9 protein-coding genes are annotated in these 15401 nt (G+C 70.9%); 5 read left to right on the top strand and 4 right to left on the bottom strand.

The window, feature by feature from the left end; all coding sequences use genetic code 11:
* Window positions 1–34: 34 nt before the first annotated feature.
* Window positions 35–1255 carry an MFS transporter gene (locus tag AB0K21_RS25810; protein WP_364153883.1) on the top strand — a complete coding sequence of 407 codons (1221 nt, stop codon included), beginning with the start codon at window positions 35–37 and terminating at the stop codon, window positions 1253–1255.
* A 16-nt stretch (window positions 1256–1271) separates the two neighbouring features.
* Here the strand turns inward: AB0K21_RS25810 and AB0K21_RS25805 are convergent, their stop codons facing one another.
* Window positions 1272–2018: an MBL fold metallo-hydrolase gene (locus tag AB0K21_RS25805; protein WP_343961666.1), complete on the bottom strand. Its 747-nt coding sequence runs from the start codon at window positions 2016–2018 to the stop codon at window positions 1272–1274.
* A 113-nt stretch (window positions 2019–2131) separates the two neighbouring features.
* Here AB0K21_RS25805 and AB0K21_RS25800 point away from each other — a divergent pair, with 113 nt between their 5' ends.
* Both AB0K21_RS25800 and AB0K21_RS25795 read left to right on the top strand, forming a co-directional pair.
* The gene (locus AB0K21_RS25800; protein ID WP_343961663.1) at window positions 2132–2962 is read left to right on the top strand and encodes a putative RNA methyltransferase; all 831 of its coding nucleotides are present in this window, start codon (window positions 2132–2134) and stop codon (window positions 2960–2962) included.
* Window positions 2963–3138: 176 nt separating this feature from the next.
* The gene (locus tag AB0K21_RS25795) at window positions 3139–4905 is read left to right on the top strand and encodes a prolyl oligopeptidase family serine peptidase (protein WP_343961661.1); all 1767 of its coding nucleotides are present in this window, start codon (window positions 3139–3141) and stop codon (window positions 4903–4905) included.
* A gap of 51 nt (window positions 4906–4956) precedes the next feature.
* On the opposite strand, the gene AB0K21_RS25790 is transcribed toward AB0K21_RS25795, so the two are convergent.
* The gene (locus AB0K21_RS25790) at window positions 4957–6405 is read right to left on the bottom strand and encodes a PP2C family protein-serine/threonine phosphatase (protein WP_343961659.1); all 1449 of its coding nucleotides are present in this window, start codon (window positions 6403–6405) and stop codon (window positions 4957–4959) included.
* 210 nt (window positions 6406–6615) lie between these two features.
* Here AB0K21_RS25790 and AB0K21_RS25785 point away from each other — a divergent pair, with 210 nt between their 5' ends.
* Window positions 6616–10794 (top strand): HAMP domain-containing protein, encoded by a 4179-nt coding sequence (locus AB0K21_RS25785; protein ID WP_364153878.1) that lies wholly within the window; start codon window positions 6616–6618, stop codon window positions 10792–10794.
* Window positions 10795–10797: 3 nt separating this feature from the next.
* A complete protein-coding gene (locus AB0K21_RS25780; protein ID WP_343961657.1) occupies window positions 10798–11430 on the top strand; it encodes a response regulator in 633 nt (210 codons plus the stop codon).
* 22 nt (window positions 11431–11452) lie between these two features.
* Here the strand turns inward: AB0K21_RS25780 and AB0K21_RS25775 are convergent, their stop codons facing one another.
* Window positions 11453–12673 (bottom strand): NYN domain-containing protein, encoded by a 1221-nt coding sequence (locus AB0K21_RS25775; RefSeq protein WP_343961653.1) that lies wholly within the window; start codon window positions 12671–12673, stop codon window positions 11453–11455.
* A 274-nt stretch (window positions 12674–12947) separates the two neighbouring features.
* Window positions 12948–15290 (bottom strand): zf-HC2 domain-containing protein, encoded by a 2343-nt coding sequence (locus AB0K21_RS25770; RefSeq protein WP_364153873.1) that lies wholly within the window; start codon window positions 15288–15290, stop codon window positions 12948–12950.
* Window positions 15291–15401: the final 111 nt, after the last annotated feature.

Raw genomic sequence — 15401 nt, 5'->3', positions numbered from 1 at the left:
ATCCGTAAAATTCCCAAAAAGTAATATTTGCCGTATGACACCACGGTCCACCGCGATTCTCATCTGGGCCGTGGGCGTACTGGCCTACGTCATCGCCGTCTTCCACCGGCAGTCACTGGGCGTGGCGGGCATCGAGGCGGCGGCGAGGCTCGACGTCGGCGCGACGGGGCTCTCGGTGCTGGCCATGTGCCAGCTGCTGGTCTACGCGAGCATGCAGGTGCCCGTCGGGATGCTGGTCGACCGGCTCGGTTCCAAGCGCATGCTGGTTCTGGGGGCCGTGGTGATGGCCTGCGGCGAACTCGTCTTCGCCCTGGCCGAAGGCCTGCTGCCGGGGGTCGCCGGGCGGACGTTGATCGGCTGCGGGGACGCGATGACGTTCATCAGCGTGATCCGGCTGGTCGGCCTCTCCTTCCCGGCCCGCCACAACCCGCTGATGGTCCAGCTCACCGGCCTGATCGGCCAGCTCGGCGCGATCGCCTCCGCGGTGCCCCTCATCCACTCCCTGCACACCTACGGCTGGACGCCGACCTTCATGGGCGCCGCCGTACTGGGCGTGGTCTCCGCGTTCCTGCTGGTCACGGTGGTGCGCGATGCCCGCCCCGAGCGTACCGGGGAGTCGCCGGGTCTGAAGGCCGCCTGGGCCGAGCCCGGCACCCGGCTGGGCATGTGGACCCACGCGGCCACCCAGTGCTCGGCCGCGGCCTTCCTGATGCTGTGGGGGTATCCCTTCCTGGTCCAGGGCCAGGGGCTGTCCCCCTCGACGGCGGGTGTGCTGCTGTCCACGCTGACCCTGTGCGGCATGGTGTGCGGGCCGCTGCTCGGCTACCTCGCCGGGCGGTTCCCCTTCCACCGCTCCCGGATGGTGCTCGTCGTGATCGGCACCACCGCCGGGGCGTGGACCGCCGTGCTGGTCTGGCCGGGGCGGGCACCGCTCTGGCTGCTGGTGGCGCTGGTGGTGGTGCTGGCGGCCAACGGCCCCGGGTCGATGATCGGCTTCGACTACGCCAGGACCTTCAACCCGGCCACCCGGATCGGCGTGGCCACCGGCATAGTGAACGGCGGCGGCTTCGTCGCGTCCGTGTCGGTGATCGTTTTGATCGGCGTCACCCTCGACCTGGTGGGCGGGAGCGGCCCGGAGGCCTTCCGATGGGCGTTCGCCACGCAGTATCCGATCTGGGCCCTGGGTGCCGTCCAGGTCATCCGCTACCGGGGCAAGGCGCGCCGCCTGCTCTCCGCCGCCCGAGCGAGCGCGTAGGGCCGGCTGTCTCCCGTCAGACGATCCGGGTGAAGGGCTCGGCGAAGTGGGCCGTGCCGATCATTCCCCGCTCCGCCCTGACCCGGTCGAGCAGCTCCACCCGGGTGGCCGCGGCCAGCTCGGGGTCGTCGTCGTAGAGGTAGGTCACCCGCGGGTTCTCCAGTTGCACCGGATGCAGCACCAGGTCGCCGGTCAGCAGCAGATCACCGAGCTGGACGACCTGATGGCCGGGGGTGTGCCCCGGCGCGAGCAGCACCCGGACGCCCGGCAGCACCTCCGCGCCGCCGTCCACGGCCTGCACCCGCTCGCCCAGCGGCCGGACGACGTGGTCCAGGACCGTCTCGGCCGCCGCGTCGATCTCCGCGCGCTGCAGGACGTACCGGGCGTTGGGGAAGGCCGGTGCCCCCGCGAGCACCGCCCCGCCCGCGTGGTCGCTGTGCAGGTGCGTGATGACCACGGCCTCCACCTCCTCGGGGGCCGTCCCCACCCGGGCCAGCTCCGCGCCCAGCGCGCCGGGCACCGGCGCCCAGCTCGACGCGGGCGAGTCGCTGGGGCCGATGCCCGTGTCGACGAGCACCGTACGGCCCGCCGCGTCGCGCAGCAGGTAGCAGTGGAAGTGCAGGATCCACTCGTCCGGCTCACCGTGGCGGCCGCCGGGGAACATCTCCCGCATCGGGCGCCGGATCGAATCGCCCATCGGCCCCACCGCGTCACACAGCGGGAACACCTCGACCCCGGCCACCGTTATCGGCCGATGAACCATTCGCCCTCCTGTTCGATCGAGTGGTACCCGCCCTCGTCATGAGGGGACACCGCTCGCATCATAGGAACATTTCATGACAATTCAGCTGCGGCGGAACGCGAGATGATGGAGCGATGCTGGACGATGTCGTCGAACACCTCGCCTGCCCGGTCTGCGGAGGCGCCCTGGCCCTTCACGACCGGGTCCTCGGGTGCGCCCTGGGGCACGGCTTCGACGTGGCCAGGCAGGGATACGTCAGCCTGCTGACCGGGTCGCGGGTGCCCGGGACGGCCGACAGCGCGGCCATGGTGGCGGCCAGGGACACCTTCCTCGGCGCCGGTCACTACACCCCCCTTGCCGAAGCGATCGCCGGCGCCTGCCCTACCGGCGCGAAGGCGGTGGCGGACGCCGGAGCCGGGACGGGCCACTACCTGGCTCGGGTGCTCGGCGAGCTGCCGGGGGCCGTCGGAGTGGCGCTGGACGTCTCCAAGCACGCGATCAGGCGGGCCGCGCGGGCGCACCCCCGGCTGGGGGCGGTGGTGGCCGACGTCTGGAGACCACTGCCGCTGAGAGATGGCACCATAGATGTGCTTCTGAATGTGTTTGCCCCAAGAAACGGGGCAGAGTTCGCCCGAGTGCTCAGGGGTGACGGTGAGCTTGTCGTCGTCACACCCACCTCGCGGCACCTCGTACCACTGGTGGAGCGGCTGGGACTTCTGTCGGTGGACGAATCGAAGGAGCGACGGATGGCGGAGAGCCTGAGCGAACACTTCGTCGAGACCGACCGGAGCATCCATGAGTTCGAGATGACCCTGGGGCACGACGCGGTCGAGGCGGTCGTGGGAATGGGGCCCAGCGCCTGGCACATGGATACGGAAGTTATCCGGAGAAAGATCCAAGGACTTCGTGAAATGAGCCCTGTGCAGGCTTCTTTCCGCATGTCTATCTTTAAGCGCCGCTCCTGAGCAAGCCGTGTGCTTGACAGCCACCTTCGGGACGCCTGTTACTGATGTGACATTTAGTCCGAAATTCCCGGACATTACTCAAGCAATTACCCGATGAAGACGACATACTGGACCGCAATCCGGCGAGCCCGCGACTGAACGCGTGAAGCTGACGCCTTGACGGAGGGAAGCGCCCTATGAAGGCGGAGGAACGCTGGCAGGCCAGGTTCCGCGCGCCGCGCGCGACGCTGCCTGTGTGGGCGGTCCGGGCTCCCAGCCGGTCCGTCTACCGCAGCAACGCCTCGGGGGCGTGGGAGGTCTACGCCTGGGACCGCGCGGGCGGCTCGACCCGCCAGGTGACCTCACGTCCCAAGGGCACCTCACACGGCGCGCTCGACCCCACCGGGCAGTGGATCTGGTGGTTCGACGACACCGACGGCGACGAGTGGGGCCGGTGGATGCGCCAGCCCTTCTACGGTGGCCCCGACGAGCCGATCGACCTCGACCCCGGTTTCCCCTGCGGCCTCGGGCTCTCGGCGACCGGTGAGGCGGTCGTCGGCATGGCCAGGCCCGGCCGCGGCTTCACCATCCACCTCGTCAGGCCGGGTGAGCCCGCTCGGACGATCTACGAGCACGCCGAGGCCGCCTCCGTCTCCGCCGTCTCCCTGGACGGCTCACTGATCGCGATCAGCCACAGCGAGCACGGCGACGCCCGGCACCCCGCGCTGCGCGTGCTCCGGCGCCACGGCCAGGTCGTCGGCGACCTGTACGACGGTCCCGGCAAGGCGGTTTCCGGCCTGCGCTTCGCACCGCTGTCCGGAGATCGCAGGCTGCTCACCCTGCACGAGCGCAGGGGCCGCCGCGAACCCCTCGTCTGGGATCCCGAGACCGGCGACCAGCGGGAGATCTGGCTGCGCGACCCGGGGGAGATCACCGCCGACTGGTACGGCGACGGCCGTTCGCTGCTCGTCGTGCGGGGTCACCGCGGCCGCACCCACCTGAGCCGCTACGACCTTCCCGGGGGCGGCTTCTTCCCGATCGAGACCCAGCACGGCGTGATCGACGCCGCCGCGCCCCGCCCGGACGGCTCCGTCGAGTACGCCTGGTCCAGCGGGGCGCACCCACCGCTGATCCGGTCGACCAACGGCCACATGGTGATGAGCCACGGCGGCCCCACCTCGCCACCGTCGGTCCCGGTCGAGGACGTGGACGTGGAGGGACCCGGCGGCCGCATCCACGCCCTGGTCTCGCGCCCCGAGCGCGGCTCCGGCCCCTTCCCCACCGTCTTCCTGCTGCACGGCGGACCCACCTCGCAGGACGACGACTCCTTCGTGCCGCAGGTGGCCGCCTGGGTGGACCTCGGCTTCGCGGTCGTAAGGGTCAACTACCGGGGCTCCACCGGGTACGGCTCGAACTGGCGGAACGCCCTCAGCGGCGACGTCGGGCACATCGAGCTGGCCGACGTGACCGCCGTCAGGGACACCCTGGTCGACCGCGGCGTCTGCGACCCCGACCGGCTGGTGCTGTCCGGCGCCTCCTGGGGTGGCTACCTCACGCTGCTCGGTCTGGGCACCCAGCCCAAGATGTGGGCGGCGGGCATCGCCACGGTGCCGATCGCCGACCACTCGGCCGCCTACGCGGAGGAGGCGGAGGCGCTGCGCTCCTACCACCGCGCGCTGCTCGGCGGCTCACCGGAGGAACAGCCCGAGCGATACGCGGGCAGCTCCCCGATCACCTACGTCGACCAGGTCGAGGCGCCGCTGCTGATCCTCGCCGGAGAGAACGATCCGCGCTGCCCGATCGGGCAGATCGAGGCGTACGTGGCCAGGCTCGCCGGGCGCGGCCACGAGCACGAGGTCTACCGGTACGACGCGGGCCACGGCTCACTGGTCGTCTCCGAGCGCATCGCGCAGATGTCGGCGCAGCTGGACTTCGCCCGCAGACACGTGAAGACCGACGTCTAGCCCCTGCCCGGCGGGTCCCGCCGTGGCGCGGATCCAGTGGCGAGGGCCCTGTCAGCGTGCTCGCAGCACCACGATCGCCATGTCGTCGGCGCTCGGCTCGGGGGCGAAGTCCTGGACGGCGCGGCGGATCCGCTCGGCGACCGCCCGCGCCGACAGGCCGACGCACTCGGCGAGCAGCTTGGCCAGACCCGCGTCGTCGTCGAGCAGCCGCCCGTCCCTGCGGCGCTCGGTGACCCCGTCGGTCACCGCGAGGAGCACGTCGCCGGGGTCGAGGTGGACGACCTCCGCCTTGAAGGTCGCCTCGGGGAAGACGCCGAGCAGCGACTGGGAGGTCACCACCGTCTCCACGACGCCGCTGGGTCGCAACCGCAGCGCCTCCGGGTGGCCGGCGGAGACCATCGACACGTTCAGACCGCTCGGCCCGGGCGTGATCTCCCCGTGCAGCAGCGTCAGGAACCGGGCACGGTCGCCCTCCTCGAGGATGGCCTGGTTGAGGCGGTCGAGGACGGCGGCCACACCGTACCCCTCCCGGGCGAGCAGGCGCAGGGTGTGGCGGGCCAGGCCGGTGACCGCGGCGGCCTCCGGGCCGGTCCCGCAGACGTCGCCCACCGCGAACCGCCAGGATTTGCCGCCGGCCGCGAACAGGTCGTAGAAGTCGCCGCCGACCTCGTTGGTCTCCCCCGCCGGCTCGTAGACCACCGCGGGGTCGAGGCCGGGAATCTCGCCGGGCTCGTCGGGAGGGAGCAGGCTGCGCTGGAGCGCCCGGTTGGCCGCCGCCTGAGTGGCGTACAGCAGGGCGTTGTCCAGGGCGAGGGCGGCGCGGCGGCCGATGTCCTCGGCGTACTGGAGCACGTCCTCGGTGAACCGGTCGGGGCGTCCAAGGCACATCGCGCCCAGCGTGCGCCCGCGCGCGAGAAGCGGGATGACCAGCACCTGCGAGTCGGCGAGCTGCATGGAACCACCGGCCTGCGGGATCTGGACGGCGGCGAGTTCCTCCCGGAGCTCGTCGATGCGCCGCTCATCGGTGTGCCAGAGGTAGGCTGGACGCTGCGGACCGCCGCCGTTGCTCCATGTGTAGACGGCACACCAGGTGGCCAGCCTCGGCACCACGATCTGCGAGATGATCGCGGGCACCATGTCGGGATCGAGGGTGCCCGCCAGCAGATCGCTGGCGTCGGCGAGAAAACCCATCCAGATCGGCCCGCGGCTGGGCTCCTCGGCGGTCCACTCCGAGGACGGCCGCCCGGAGGAACCGGGCAGCCGGAGCCTGGCCCAGTGCGTGCGCTGCTGACCGGCGAAGGTGACACCCCACTCCTCCACCGGTACGGACGGGGCGGAGGGGCTCGGTTCGGGGGCCCATTGCTGGCGTACCTCGATCTGCAGCCCGTCGCCCAGGTGGTTCCAGACGACCTCGAAGGGGGCGTCTCCCACCTGCGAGGAAAGCTCGGCCGCCAGCCGCTCGGCGGCCGCGAGCACGGAGACGGCCGCCCAGGCGGTCATCACCTCCACGGTGAACCGCCTGACGGCGGGGACAGCCGTGTGTCCTGGGGTGAAGGTCGCCGCCAGAACGGCGCGAGGAGCACTGGTCACTATTCCGTGACTACCACACTTCTCGTTGACATGGGGTGAATCGAAGGTGGGACTACACATTGCGCACCGTGACAGACTGGGGTGACTCACGGCTGCGCCCCCGGGAGTCAAGGAGGTCATATGACCACGGTCAACACCGTGCCCGACGTCGAGGAGCGACGTTACAGCGAATCGGATCTACGACCGATCCTGCAGACACTCATCACCTGGCGCGATGGCGATTTCCGCCGCCGGGTGCCACACGCCCCGCCGGGAATCCTCAGCGAGATCCGGCTGCTGCTCAACGAGGTGGCCGACCGCCGCGAGCATCTGGCCAACGAACTGCACAGGGTCCGCCGTGAGGTGGTGAAGGAAGGCCGTTTCGCCGAGCGTCTCACCCCGGGTCCCGGAGTCGGCTCGTGGGCCGAGAGCGTCGACTCGGTCAACTCGCTGATCGACGCGCTCGTCGGCCCGGTCAGCGGAGCGGCGGACGTGATCGACGCGGTGGCCAAGGGCGACCTGTCCCGCCGGATCGACCTCGACCGCGCTGCCAGAGGTGAGGTGCGCCGCCTCGGCAAGGCGATCAACGGCATGGTCGACCAGCTGTCGCTGTTCACCTCCGAGGTCACCCGCGTCGCTCGCGAGGTCGGCACCGAGGGCCAGCTCGGCGGCCAGGCGCAGGTGCGTGGGATGGCGGGAAGCTGGCGCGACCTCACCGAGGCCGTCAACACCATGTCCAGTCGCGTCTCGGCGCAGGTCCGCGACATCGCGGCGGTGACCACCGGAGTCGCACGGGGCGACCTGAGCCGCAAGGTCACCGTCGACGCGGTCGGCGAGATGTTCGAGCTGAAGAACACCGTCAACACCATGGTCGACCAGCTGCTGGCGTTCGCCGAGGAGGTCACCCGCGTCGCCCGCGAGGTCGGCACCGAGGGCCAGCTCGGCGGCCAGGCGCAGGTGCGCGGCGTCTCCGGCGTCTGGAAGGACCTCACCGACAACGTCAACGTGATGGCGGGCAACCTGACCACCCAGGTCCGGGCGATCGCCGCGGTGTCCACGGCGGTGGCCCAGGGCGACCTGTCCAAGAAGATCACCGCGGACGCCCAGGGGGAGATCCTCCAACTCAAGGACACCCTCAACACCATGGTCGACCAGCTGTCGATGTTCGCCGACGAGGTCACCCGCGTCGCCCGCGAGGTCGGCACCGAGGGCCAGCTCGGCGGCCAGGCCCGGGTCCGCGGCGTCTCCGGCGTCTGGAAGGACCTCACCGACAACGTCAACTCCATGGCCAACAACCTGACCTACCAGGTCCGCAACATCGCCGAGGTCACCACCGCCGTCGCCAACGGCGACCTGACCCGCAAGATCGACGTGAACGCCCAGGGCGAGATCCTCGCCCTGAAGACCACCATCAACACCATGGTCGACCAGCTCTCCTCCTTCGCCTCCGAGGTGAGCCGGGTCGCCCGCGAGGTCGGTTCCGAGGGCCAGCTCGGCGGCCAGGCGCAGGTGCCCGGTGTCTCCGGCGTCTGGAAGGACCTCACCGACAACGTCAACGTGATGGCGGGCAACCTGACCACCCAGGTCCGGGCGATCGCCGCGGTGTCCACGGCGGTGGCCCAGGGCGACCTGTCCAAGAAGATCACCGCGGACGCCCAGGGGGAGATCCTCCAACTCAAGGACACCCTCAACACCATGGTCGACCAGCTGTCGATGTTCGCCGACGAGGTCACCCGCGTCGCCCGCGAGGTCGGCACCGAGGGCCAGCTCGGCGGCCAGGCCCGGGTCCGCGGCGTCTCCGGCGTCTGGAAGGACCTCACCGACAACGTCAACTCCATGGCCAACAACCTGACCTACCAGGTCCGCAACATCGCCGAGGTCACCACCGCCGTCGCGTCCGGCAACCTGACCCGCAAGATCGACGTGAATGCCCAGGGCGAGATCCTCGCCCTGAAGACCACCATCAACACCATGGTCGACCAGCTCTCCTCCTTCGCCTCCGAGGTCACCCGCGTCGCCCGCGAGGTCGGCTCCGAGGGCCAGCTCGGCGGCCAGGCCCGGGTCGAAGGCGCCGAGGGCATCTGGAAGCGCCTCACCGAGAACGTCAACGAACTCGCCGCGCGTCTCACCACCCAGGTGCGTGCCATCGCCGAGGTCACCACCGCCGTCGCCACCGGTGACCTGACCCGCTCCATCACCGTCGACGCCGAGGGCGAGATCGGCGAGCTGAAGGACAACATCAACATGATGGTGGCGGTGCTGCGCGACACCACCACCGCCAACCAGGAACAGGACTGGCTGAAGTCCAACCTGGCCAGGATCTCCCGCCTCATGCAGGGCCATCGCGACCTGATGGAGGTCGCCAAGCTCATCATGAGCGAGCTGACCCCGCTGGTGTCGGCCCACTACGGCGCCTTCTACCTCGCCGAACCCACCGGCGACCACGACCTGCACCTCATCGCCGGATACGGCGTACGCTCCGGCAGCGGCCCCCGGCAGCGGTTCGCCACCGGCGAGGGCATCGTGGGCCAGGCCGCGCTGGAGGGCAGGGGGATCATCCTCGGCAACGTGCCCGCCCGCTACCTGACCGTCGACAGCGGTCTCAGCACCTCCACGCCCGCGCAGATCGTCGTGCTGCCGGTGCTGTTCGAGACCCAGGTGCTCGGCGTGCTGGAGCTGGCCTCGTTCAGCGAGTTCAGCGAGATCCACCACGACTTCCTGAACCAGCTCGTCGAGACCATCGGTGTCACGATGAACACGATCATCGCCAACTCCCGTACCGAGGACCTGCTGACCGAGTCGCAGCGTCTCACCACCGAGCTGCGGGAGCGTTCCGACGAGCTCCAGCGCCAGCAGGAGGAGCTGCGCCGCTCCAACGCCGAACTGGAGGACAAGGCGGCGCTGCTGGCCAAGCAGAACCGGGCCATCGAGATCCAGAACTTCCAGATCGAACAGGCCCGGCGCACGCTGGAGGAGCGCGCCGAGCAGCTCGCGGTCTCCTCGCGCTACAAGTCCGAGTTCCTCGCCAACATGTCCCACGAGCTGCGCACCCCGCTGAACAGCCTCCTCGTGCTGGCCAAGCTGCTCACCGAGAACGCCGACGGCAACCTCACCGCCCAGCAGGTGGAGTTCGCCAGGACGATCCACGGTGCCGGGTCGGCCCTGCTCCAACTGATCAACGACATCCTCGACCTGTCGAAGGTCGAGGCGGGGCGGATGGACATCCATCCCCAGCAGATCTCCCTGCCCAAGCTCGTCGACTACTTCGAGGCCACCTTCGCCCCGCTGGCCCAGGACAAGGGCCTGTCGTTCACCGTCGAGGTCGACCCGTCGATCCCACAGGAACTCCGCACCGACGAGCAGCGCCTCCAGCAGGTACTGCGCAACCTGCTCTCCAACGCGATCAAGTTCACCCCCAAGGGTGAGGTACGGCTGCGCGTGATCCACGCCGGTCGCTCCGTCGCCTTCGTGGACGACACCCTGCGCGGTGCCGACGGCATCCTGGCCTTCGAGGTGGTCGACACCGGCATCGGGATCGCGTCGGACAAGCTGGAGGTCATCTTCGAGGCGTTCCGCCAGGCCGACGGCACCACCAGCCGGAAGTACGGCGGGACGGGTCTGGGCCTGTCCATCTGCCGCGAGATCGCCCGCCTGCTCGGCGGCGAGATCCACGTGATCAGCAAGGTCGGCGAGGGCAGCACCTTCACCCTCTACCTGCCGCCGTCCTACGGCGGCCCGCTGGCCTCACGTGACGGCGGGGCGAGCGCCCCCAGTTCCTCCCCCCGCAACCCGGCGCTCATCGGCGTGCTCGAAGGCTCCGACGACCTGCCGGAGCTGGCGCGGGGCGACGACATGCCCCTGCCGCACTTCCCCCCGCAGGGCGAGGGCAAGCCGTGGAAGGGCGAAGACCCGCTGACCGGGGCGAAGATCCTGATCGTGGACGACGACATCCGCAACGTGTTCGCACTGACCAGCGTGCTCGAACGCTACGGCTCCACGGTGATCTACGCGGAGAACGGCCGCGAGGGCATCGAGCAGTTGGAACGTAACGAGGACGTCGCCCTCGTCCTGATGGACATCATGATGCCGGAGATGGACGGCTGGGCCACCACCTCGGCGATCCGCCGGATGCCCCAGTTCGCGGACCTGCCGATCATCGCGCTGACCGCTAAGGTCATGCGAGGCGACCGGGAGAAGAGCATCGCATCCGGCGCCTCCGACTACGTGCCCAAGCCCGTAGACGTCGACCGCCTGCTGGAACGGCTACGCGGCTGGCTGACCAGGGGCAAGCCGACCGGTGACTCCGACGAAGGCGTGTGATCGATGCCTGACAGAGCCAAGATCCTCCTGGTGGACGACCGAGAGGAGAATCTGATCGCGCTGGAAGCCATCCTCAGCTCACTCGATCTGGTGCCGGTCCGGGCGAAGTCCGGGGAGGAGGCGCTGAAGGCCCTGCTCGGCACGGAGTTCGCGCTGATCCTGCTCGATGTCCGGATGCCGGGCATGGACGGGTTCGAGACGGCGGCCCACATCAAGCGTCGCGAGCGCACCCGTAACATCCCGATCATCTTCCTCACCGTGGTCGACAGCGCGCCTGACTACGCCTTCCGCAGCTACGCGGCGGGCGCCGTCGACTACCTCACCAAGCCTTTCGACCCGTGGGTGCTCCGGGCCAAGGTCGCGGTGTTCGTGGAGCTCTACAACATGAACCGCAGGATGGCCGAGCAGGCCGCCATGCTCCGCGACCGCCTCTCCGCCGAGCTACCGCCCGGCGAGGCGGACGAGCAGGCGACCGTGCTGCCCGAGCTGTCCAAGCGCCTGACCGCGGTCGAGAACGAGCTCGCCCGGGTCACCGAGCTGGCGCGCAAGAACGGCTCCCCCGGCCTCGTAGGCCCGATATCCGACCTGACCAGCCGCCTCAGCCACCTGCGCGCCGGCTTCGACGCCCTCACCTGACCGGGGTGGCGGAGCGCGAACCTCAGCGGCGGGCGCGCTCCAGGGCGTCCCAGAAGCCGCGGCGCAGGGCGTGGCGGACCTCGTCGTGCAGGAGGAAGTCGATCGGCAGCGAGGAGCCCTGGAGCAGCCGTGCCTCCAGGTCCGAGGGCATCCGGGGCTTACGGGCGAGAACCGCCTCCAGCCACAGGGCGGGGGCGTCCTTGGCGACGGACTCGCCGAAGTCGTGGCCTTCCTTGTGCGCGGCCTTCACCGCGTCGGAGAGGGTCGTCGCGGCACCGTTCCCGGTGCTCTGCGTCGGCACGGGGGCCGGCTGAGGGCCGGTGTAGGCGCCCATCTGCGACGCCTGGTAACTCGGCATGCCGCCGGTGTTGCCCAGCGAGTACTGCGGGGCGGACGGCAGCGGGCCGGTCGAGCCGTTGGCGGCCGCGTGCGACGGCGTGGGAGCGGGTGAGAGCGGCGGTGCCTGGGGGGGCGAGGCGGCCGGGACGGCCGCGGCCGGTGTGACCGGGGTCGCCGGGGACTCCTGGGGGTAGCTCGGATAGGCGGAGGGCAGCGCGTGCTGGGCATGCGCCGCGCGGGATGCCTGGACCGCGGGGACCGGGCTGGTGGCCGGGCCGGCCACCGGGGGACCGTTGCCGCCGCGAGTCGCGACGGGGTGGCCGTTGGTACCGTGCTGGTGGCCGTTGACCGCCAGGGGAGGCGCCTCGTCGCCGATCAGGCTGACGTGCGGCCGCAACTGGCCGGCACCGACCTCGATCAGGTCGTCGCACTCCTGGCGGAGCGTGCGGGAGACGGCCCAGCTGCCGTCGGCGCTGATGTGCACCACGGTGACCCGGATACCCAGATCCTGGGCGTCGCAGACGACCTGCGCCAGGTCCTCGTCGCCACTGACCACGACCGCGTCGCAGACCGCGCCGTTGCGGGCCAGCGTCATCAGGTCACGGTGAACCTGGGCGTCGACACCCTCGCGGCGCCCGGGGCGGATGCGCGACAGGCGGAGCTTGAGACCGGGGATGTCGGCCAGCGTGTCGTGCTCGGGAGTGCGCCGTCCCTCCACCGTCGCCTCGTACCAGTAACAGCGGAGCAGCGGCAGGCCGGTACGCTCTCTCGACAGCTTGTTGAGCAGTTGGAGCAGCCCCGGGTAATCCCAGGAGACCGCCTCGCGGTGGCGGGTTCCGTGCACCGCCATCGCGCCGTCGGACAGCAGGTAACCGGCGTCCACGAACAGCGCGCAACGATCCACCTGACACCGCCCTTCCTACGTGGCCCGATCCTCTGGCTCAGACAAGCCCGAAAGAGCCCAGACAGACGGCCCTTCCTCAGGGTAATCAAGCGGCTGACCGTCCGAGGGTGAATCCCGACGATTCCACCCGCGCTCGACCATACGCCGGACCGTTTACGCAGACCGTACCAGTTTGTCCCGTTCGTCAACCCCCTCCGCAGGGTGCTATACGCCATCCGTCTCCGAAGTCCCGCATCGCGTCCGCCGTACGGAGGCCCGGCCTTCTCGAAGGCGCCTACGAGGCGGCCCGCACGCTCACCGCCGCCGCACCGAAAAGCAGGACGTCCTGGTGCGTGCCGAGTTCCAGCACCGGGGCGCGGCCGAGGCGTGCCCGGAAGCGGTCCACGTCCGTGCCGAAGGTCGCGCGGGCGCCCCTCGCCCCGGTGGCGGATCCGTCGAAGGGATTGCGCGGGTCCCGCCCCCCTCCGGCGGGCCTGAGGGTCCGGCCACCGAGCCTCACCCGATCACCCACGACGCCCGCGTCACCCTCCCAGGTCACCAGAGCCACCTTCGCGGGCGCGTCGGCGGGCGTCAGACCCCCGAGCGGTATCCGCATCGAACGATGCCCCCGCTCCAGCACCGTCGCGGTGTCGACCACGACGGTCTGGCTGTACGGCCTGCGCGGGTCGGCCACGATGATCACCAGGCTCCACCCGGCATGGCGCGAGACGCCCGGCCTTGTCGAGGCGTCGGCCACCCAGTACGTCCCGCGTGCCCTGCCCAGCAGCCGTGTCACATCGGCGAACGCCTGGTAGCCCCGCCCCACGGGCAGCTCTCGCTCCACCACCCGCGCGGCCCTGACCTGCCGGTACTTCGTCTCTCCCGGCACCTTGAGCTTGATCCGCCCGCTGGGGGGCGCGCTCGCCGACCAGTAGAGCCCCGCCCAGACCACCTTGCCGGCCGCCGGCAGCACGAGCCGGGCGGCGCTCGAGGAGCTCGTCGACGGATCCCCGTCACGATCGAGGGGACGCATCTCCCAGCTGTTGTTGTCGCGCCGGCTGCCCTGCCCCGAGCGGGCCGCCTCGCACCCGGGCTCCGAGGGCGCGCAGCTCAGCAGGGTGTTGCCGATCGCGGAGACGGCCACCCGGCCGTCGGTGGCGAACCGCGCCGGAGCGCCCTCCGCCCGTACGCCGCCGCGCGACCTGGCGGTCACCCGCATCCCCGCCGTGGAGACCGTGACCGAGGGCACCGCCCCGTAGGCCGCGTCGTCCGACACCAGGACTCTCAGGAAGACCGCCGTGGCCCGCCCCGCCGGCAGCGGGCCGCGGACGCACCGGGCACCTCTCCGCCACGCCCGGCAGGACCAGCCGTCGACCGTGCCGACCGGCGTGACGGCACCGACGGAGTGTCCCCCGCGGGATCCGGAGGGCAGCGTCACGCCTCGCGGCAGCCCGACGTAGGCGACGACCTCCTCGCTCTGCCCACGACCCGCGTTGCGCAGCCGCACCGCCACGATGCCGGCCTCGGACCTGATCAGGGCACCGAGCGCGTCGATCCTGGCCACCAGGCGGGGCGCGAGCCAGGAACCCGCCCGGCCGTCCTGCCCCGTTCCCGTCGGCCCCGGCCCGGTCCCGGCCGGCTCGCCGGCGCCGGCCCCGCCGCTCTCACCTCCGGACGCCTTCGGCCGCCCGGAGGGCGTCGGTACGACGCCTGGGAGCGCCGGGGCCATGACGATCGGCTCGGAAGCCGCGCTCGGCGGGGGCGCGGGCTCCGAGCCCGATACCAGTACGAGCGCGGCCGCCATCGCGACCGCGGTGGTGACCGCACCGGCCACGACGGCGCGTCGCACGGATCGGGGAGCCCGCCGCCAGCGGCCGGGCAGTCCGCCCTCCGTCGTGACGCCCATCCTGCCGAGCGCCACCAGGTAGGCGGGGAACACGGGACCGACGATGAGCGGGCCGATGACGGAGCGGATGCTCCGGCCGATGCCGGTCAGCTCCGTGAGCACCGCGCGGCAGCCCGAGCAGCCCTCCAGATGCTCGTCCACGATCCTGCTCTGTTCCCTGGTCAGGCCGCCACGGATGTGGTGACCCAGCCTGGCCAGTGCGGGCCGGCACTCGGGCGCGGTCGTCTCGGCCAGATGGATGCGCAGGCACGCCTGGCGCATCCCCTCCCGCGCCCGGTAGGCGAGCGCGGCCGCACCGTTCACCGTCAGGCCGAGCAGGAGTCCGGTGTCGTCGGGCCTGGCCCTCTCGACCTCGGCGTGCCACAGGACGAGCTGCCACCTCTCCGGCATGGACGAAAAGGCCCTGGCCACCGGCGAGCCCTCCAGATCCGCCGCGCCCGCGGTGTCGCCGACGGTACGGCGGAGGGCGGTGAGCAGGTGGACGCGGAACGCCTGCTCCGGACCGTCTCCCTGGTCGATCACCTGGTGGACCGCCGCGAACGACTCCTCGACGACGCCCTCGACCCTGCTCTCGGCACCGCTCTCGCCCCTGCTCTCGGCACCGAGGAGCAGACGGGCCAGCGCGTACGCCGCGGGAGCGTGCCGCTGCTGGAGCACCCGGTAGGCGGCCACGTCGCCGTTCCTGACGGCGGCCAGCAGTTCAGCGTCGCCTTGAGATGTTTTCACACTCATTGTGACCTCACCATTACCCAGAGTTGCCTGCCGGATAATCCCGTAGTCCGCGCCGCGCGTAAACCCGGATCCCACTTTTGCCATCCGGCGGCCGGATCGGCGCCGCTCCCC

The organism is Streptosporangium sp. NPDC049248, assembly GCF_040678965.1.
Lineage (GTDB): Bacteria > Actinomycetota > Actinomycetes > Streptosporangiales > Streptosporangiaceae > Streptosporangium > Streptosporangium fukuiense.
The sequence above is the reverse complement of the archived record's forward strand: the minus strand, read 5'-3'. Positions and strand labels throughout refer to the sequence as shown.

What these genes read in the sequence shown, in the direction of transcription:
- AB0K21_RS25810 (WP_364153883.1), top strand. Translation starts at nt 35, where the DNA reads ATGACACCACGGTCCACCGCGATTCTCATCTGGGCCGTGGGCGTACTG.
- AB0K21_RS25805 (WP_343961666.1), bottom strand. Translation starts at nt 2,018, where the DNA reads ATGGTTCATCGGCCGATAACGGTGGCCGGGGTCGAGGTGTTCCCGCTG.
- AB0K21_RS25800 (WP_343961663.1), top strand. Translation starts at nt 2,132, where the DNA reads ATGCTGGACGATGTCGTCGAACACCTCGCCTGCCCGGTCTGCGGAGGC.
- AB0K21_RS25795 (WP_343961661.1), top strand. Translation starts at nt 3,139, where the DNA reads ATGAAGGCGGAGGAACGCTGGCAGGCCAGGTTCCGCGCGCCGCGCGCG.
- AB0K21_RS25790 (WP_343961659.1), bottom strand. Translation starts at nt 6,405, where the DNA reads ATGACCGCCTGGGCGGCCGTCTCCGTGCTCGCGGCCGCCGAGCGGCTG.
- AB0K21_RS25785 (WP_364153878.1), top strand. Translation starts at nt 6,616, where the DNA reads ATGACCACGGTCAACACCGTGCCCGACGTCGAGGAGCGACGTTACAGC.
- AB0K21_RS25780 (WP_343961657.1), top strand. Translation starts at nt 10,798, where the DNA reads ATGCCTGACAGAGCCAAGATCCTCCTGGTGGACGACCGAGAGGAGAAT.
- AB0K21_RS25770 (WP_364153873.1), bottom strand. Translation starts at nt 15,290, where the DNA reads ATGAGTGTGAAAACATCTCAAGGCGACGCTGAACTGCTGGCCGCCGTC.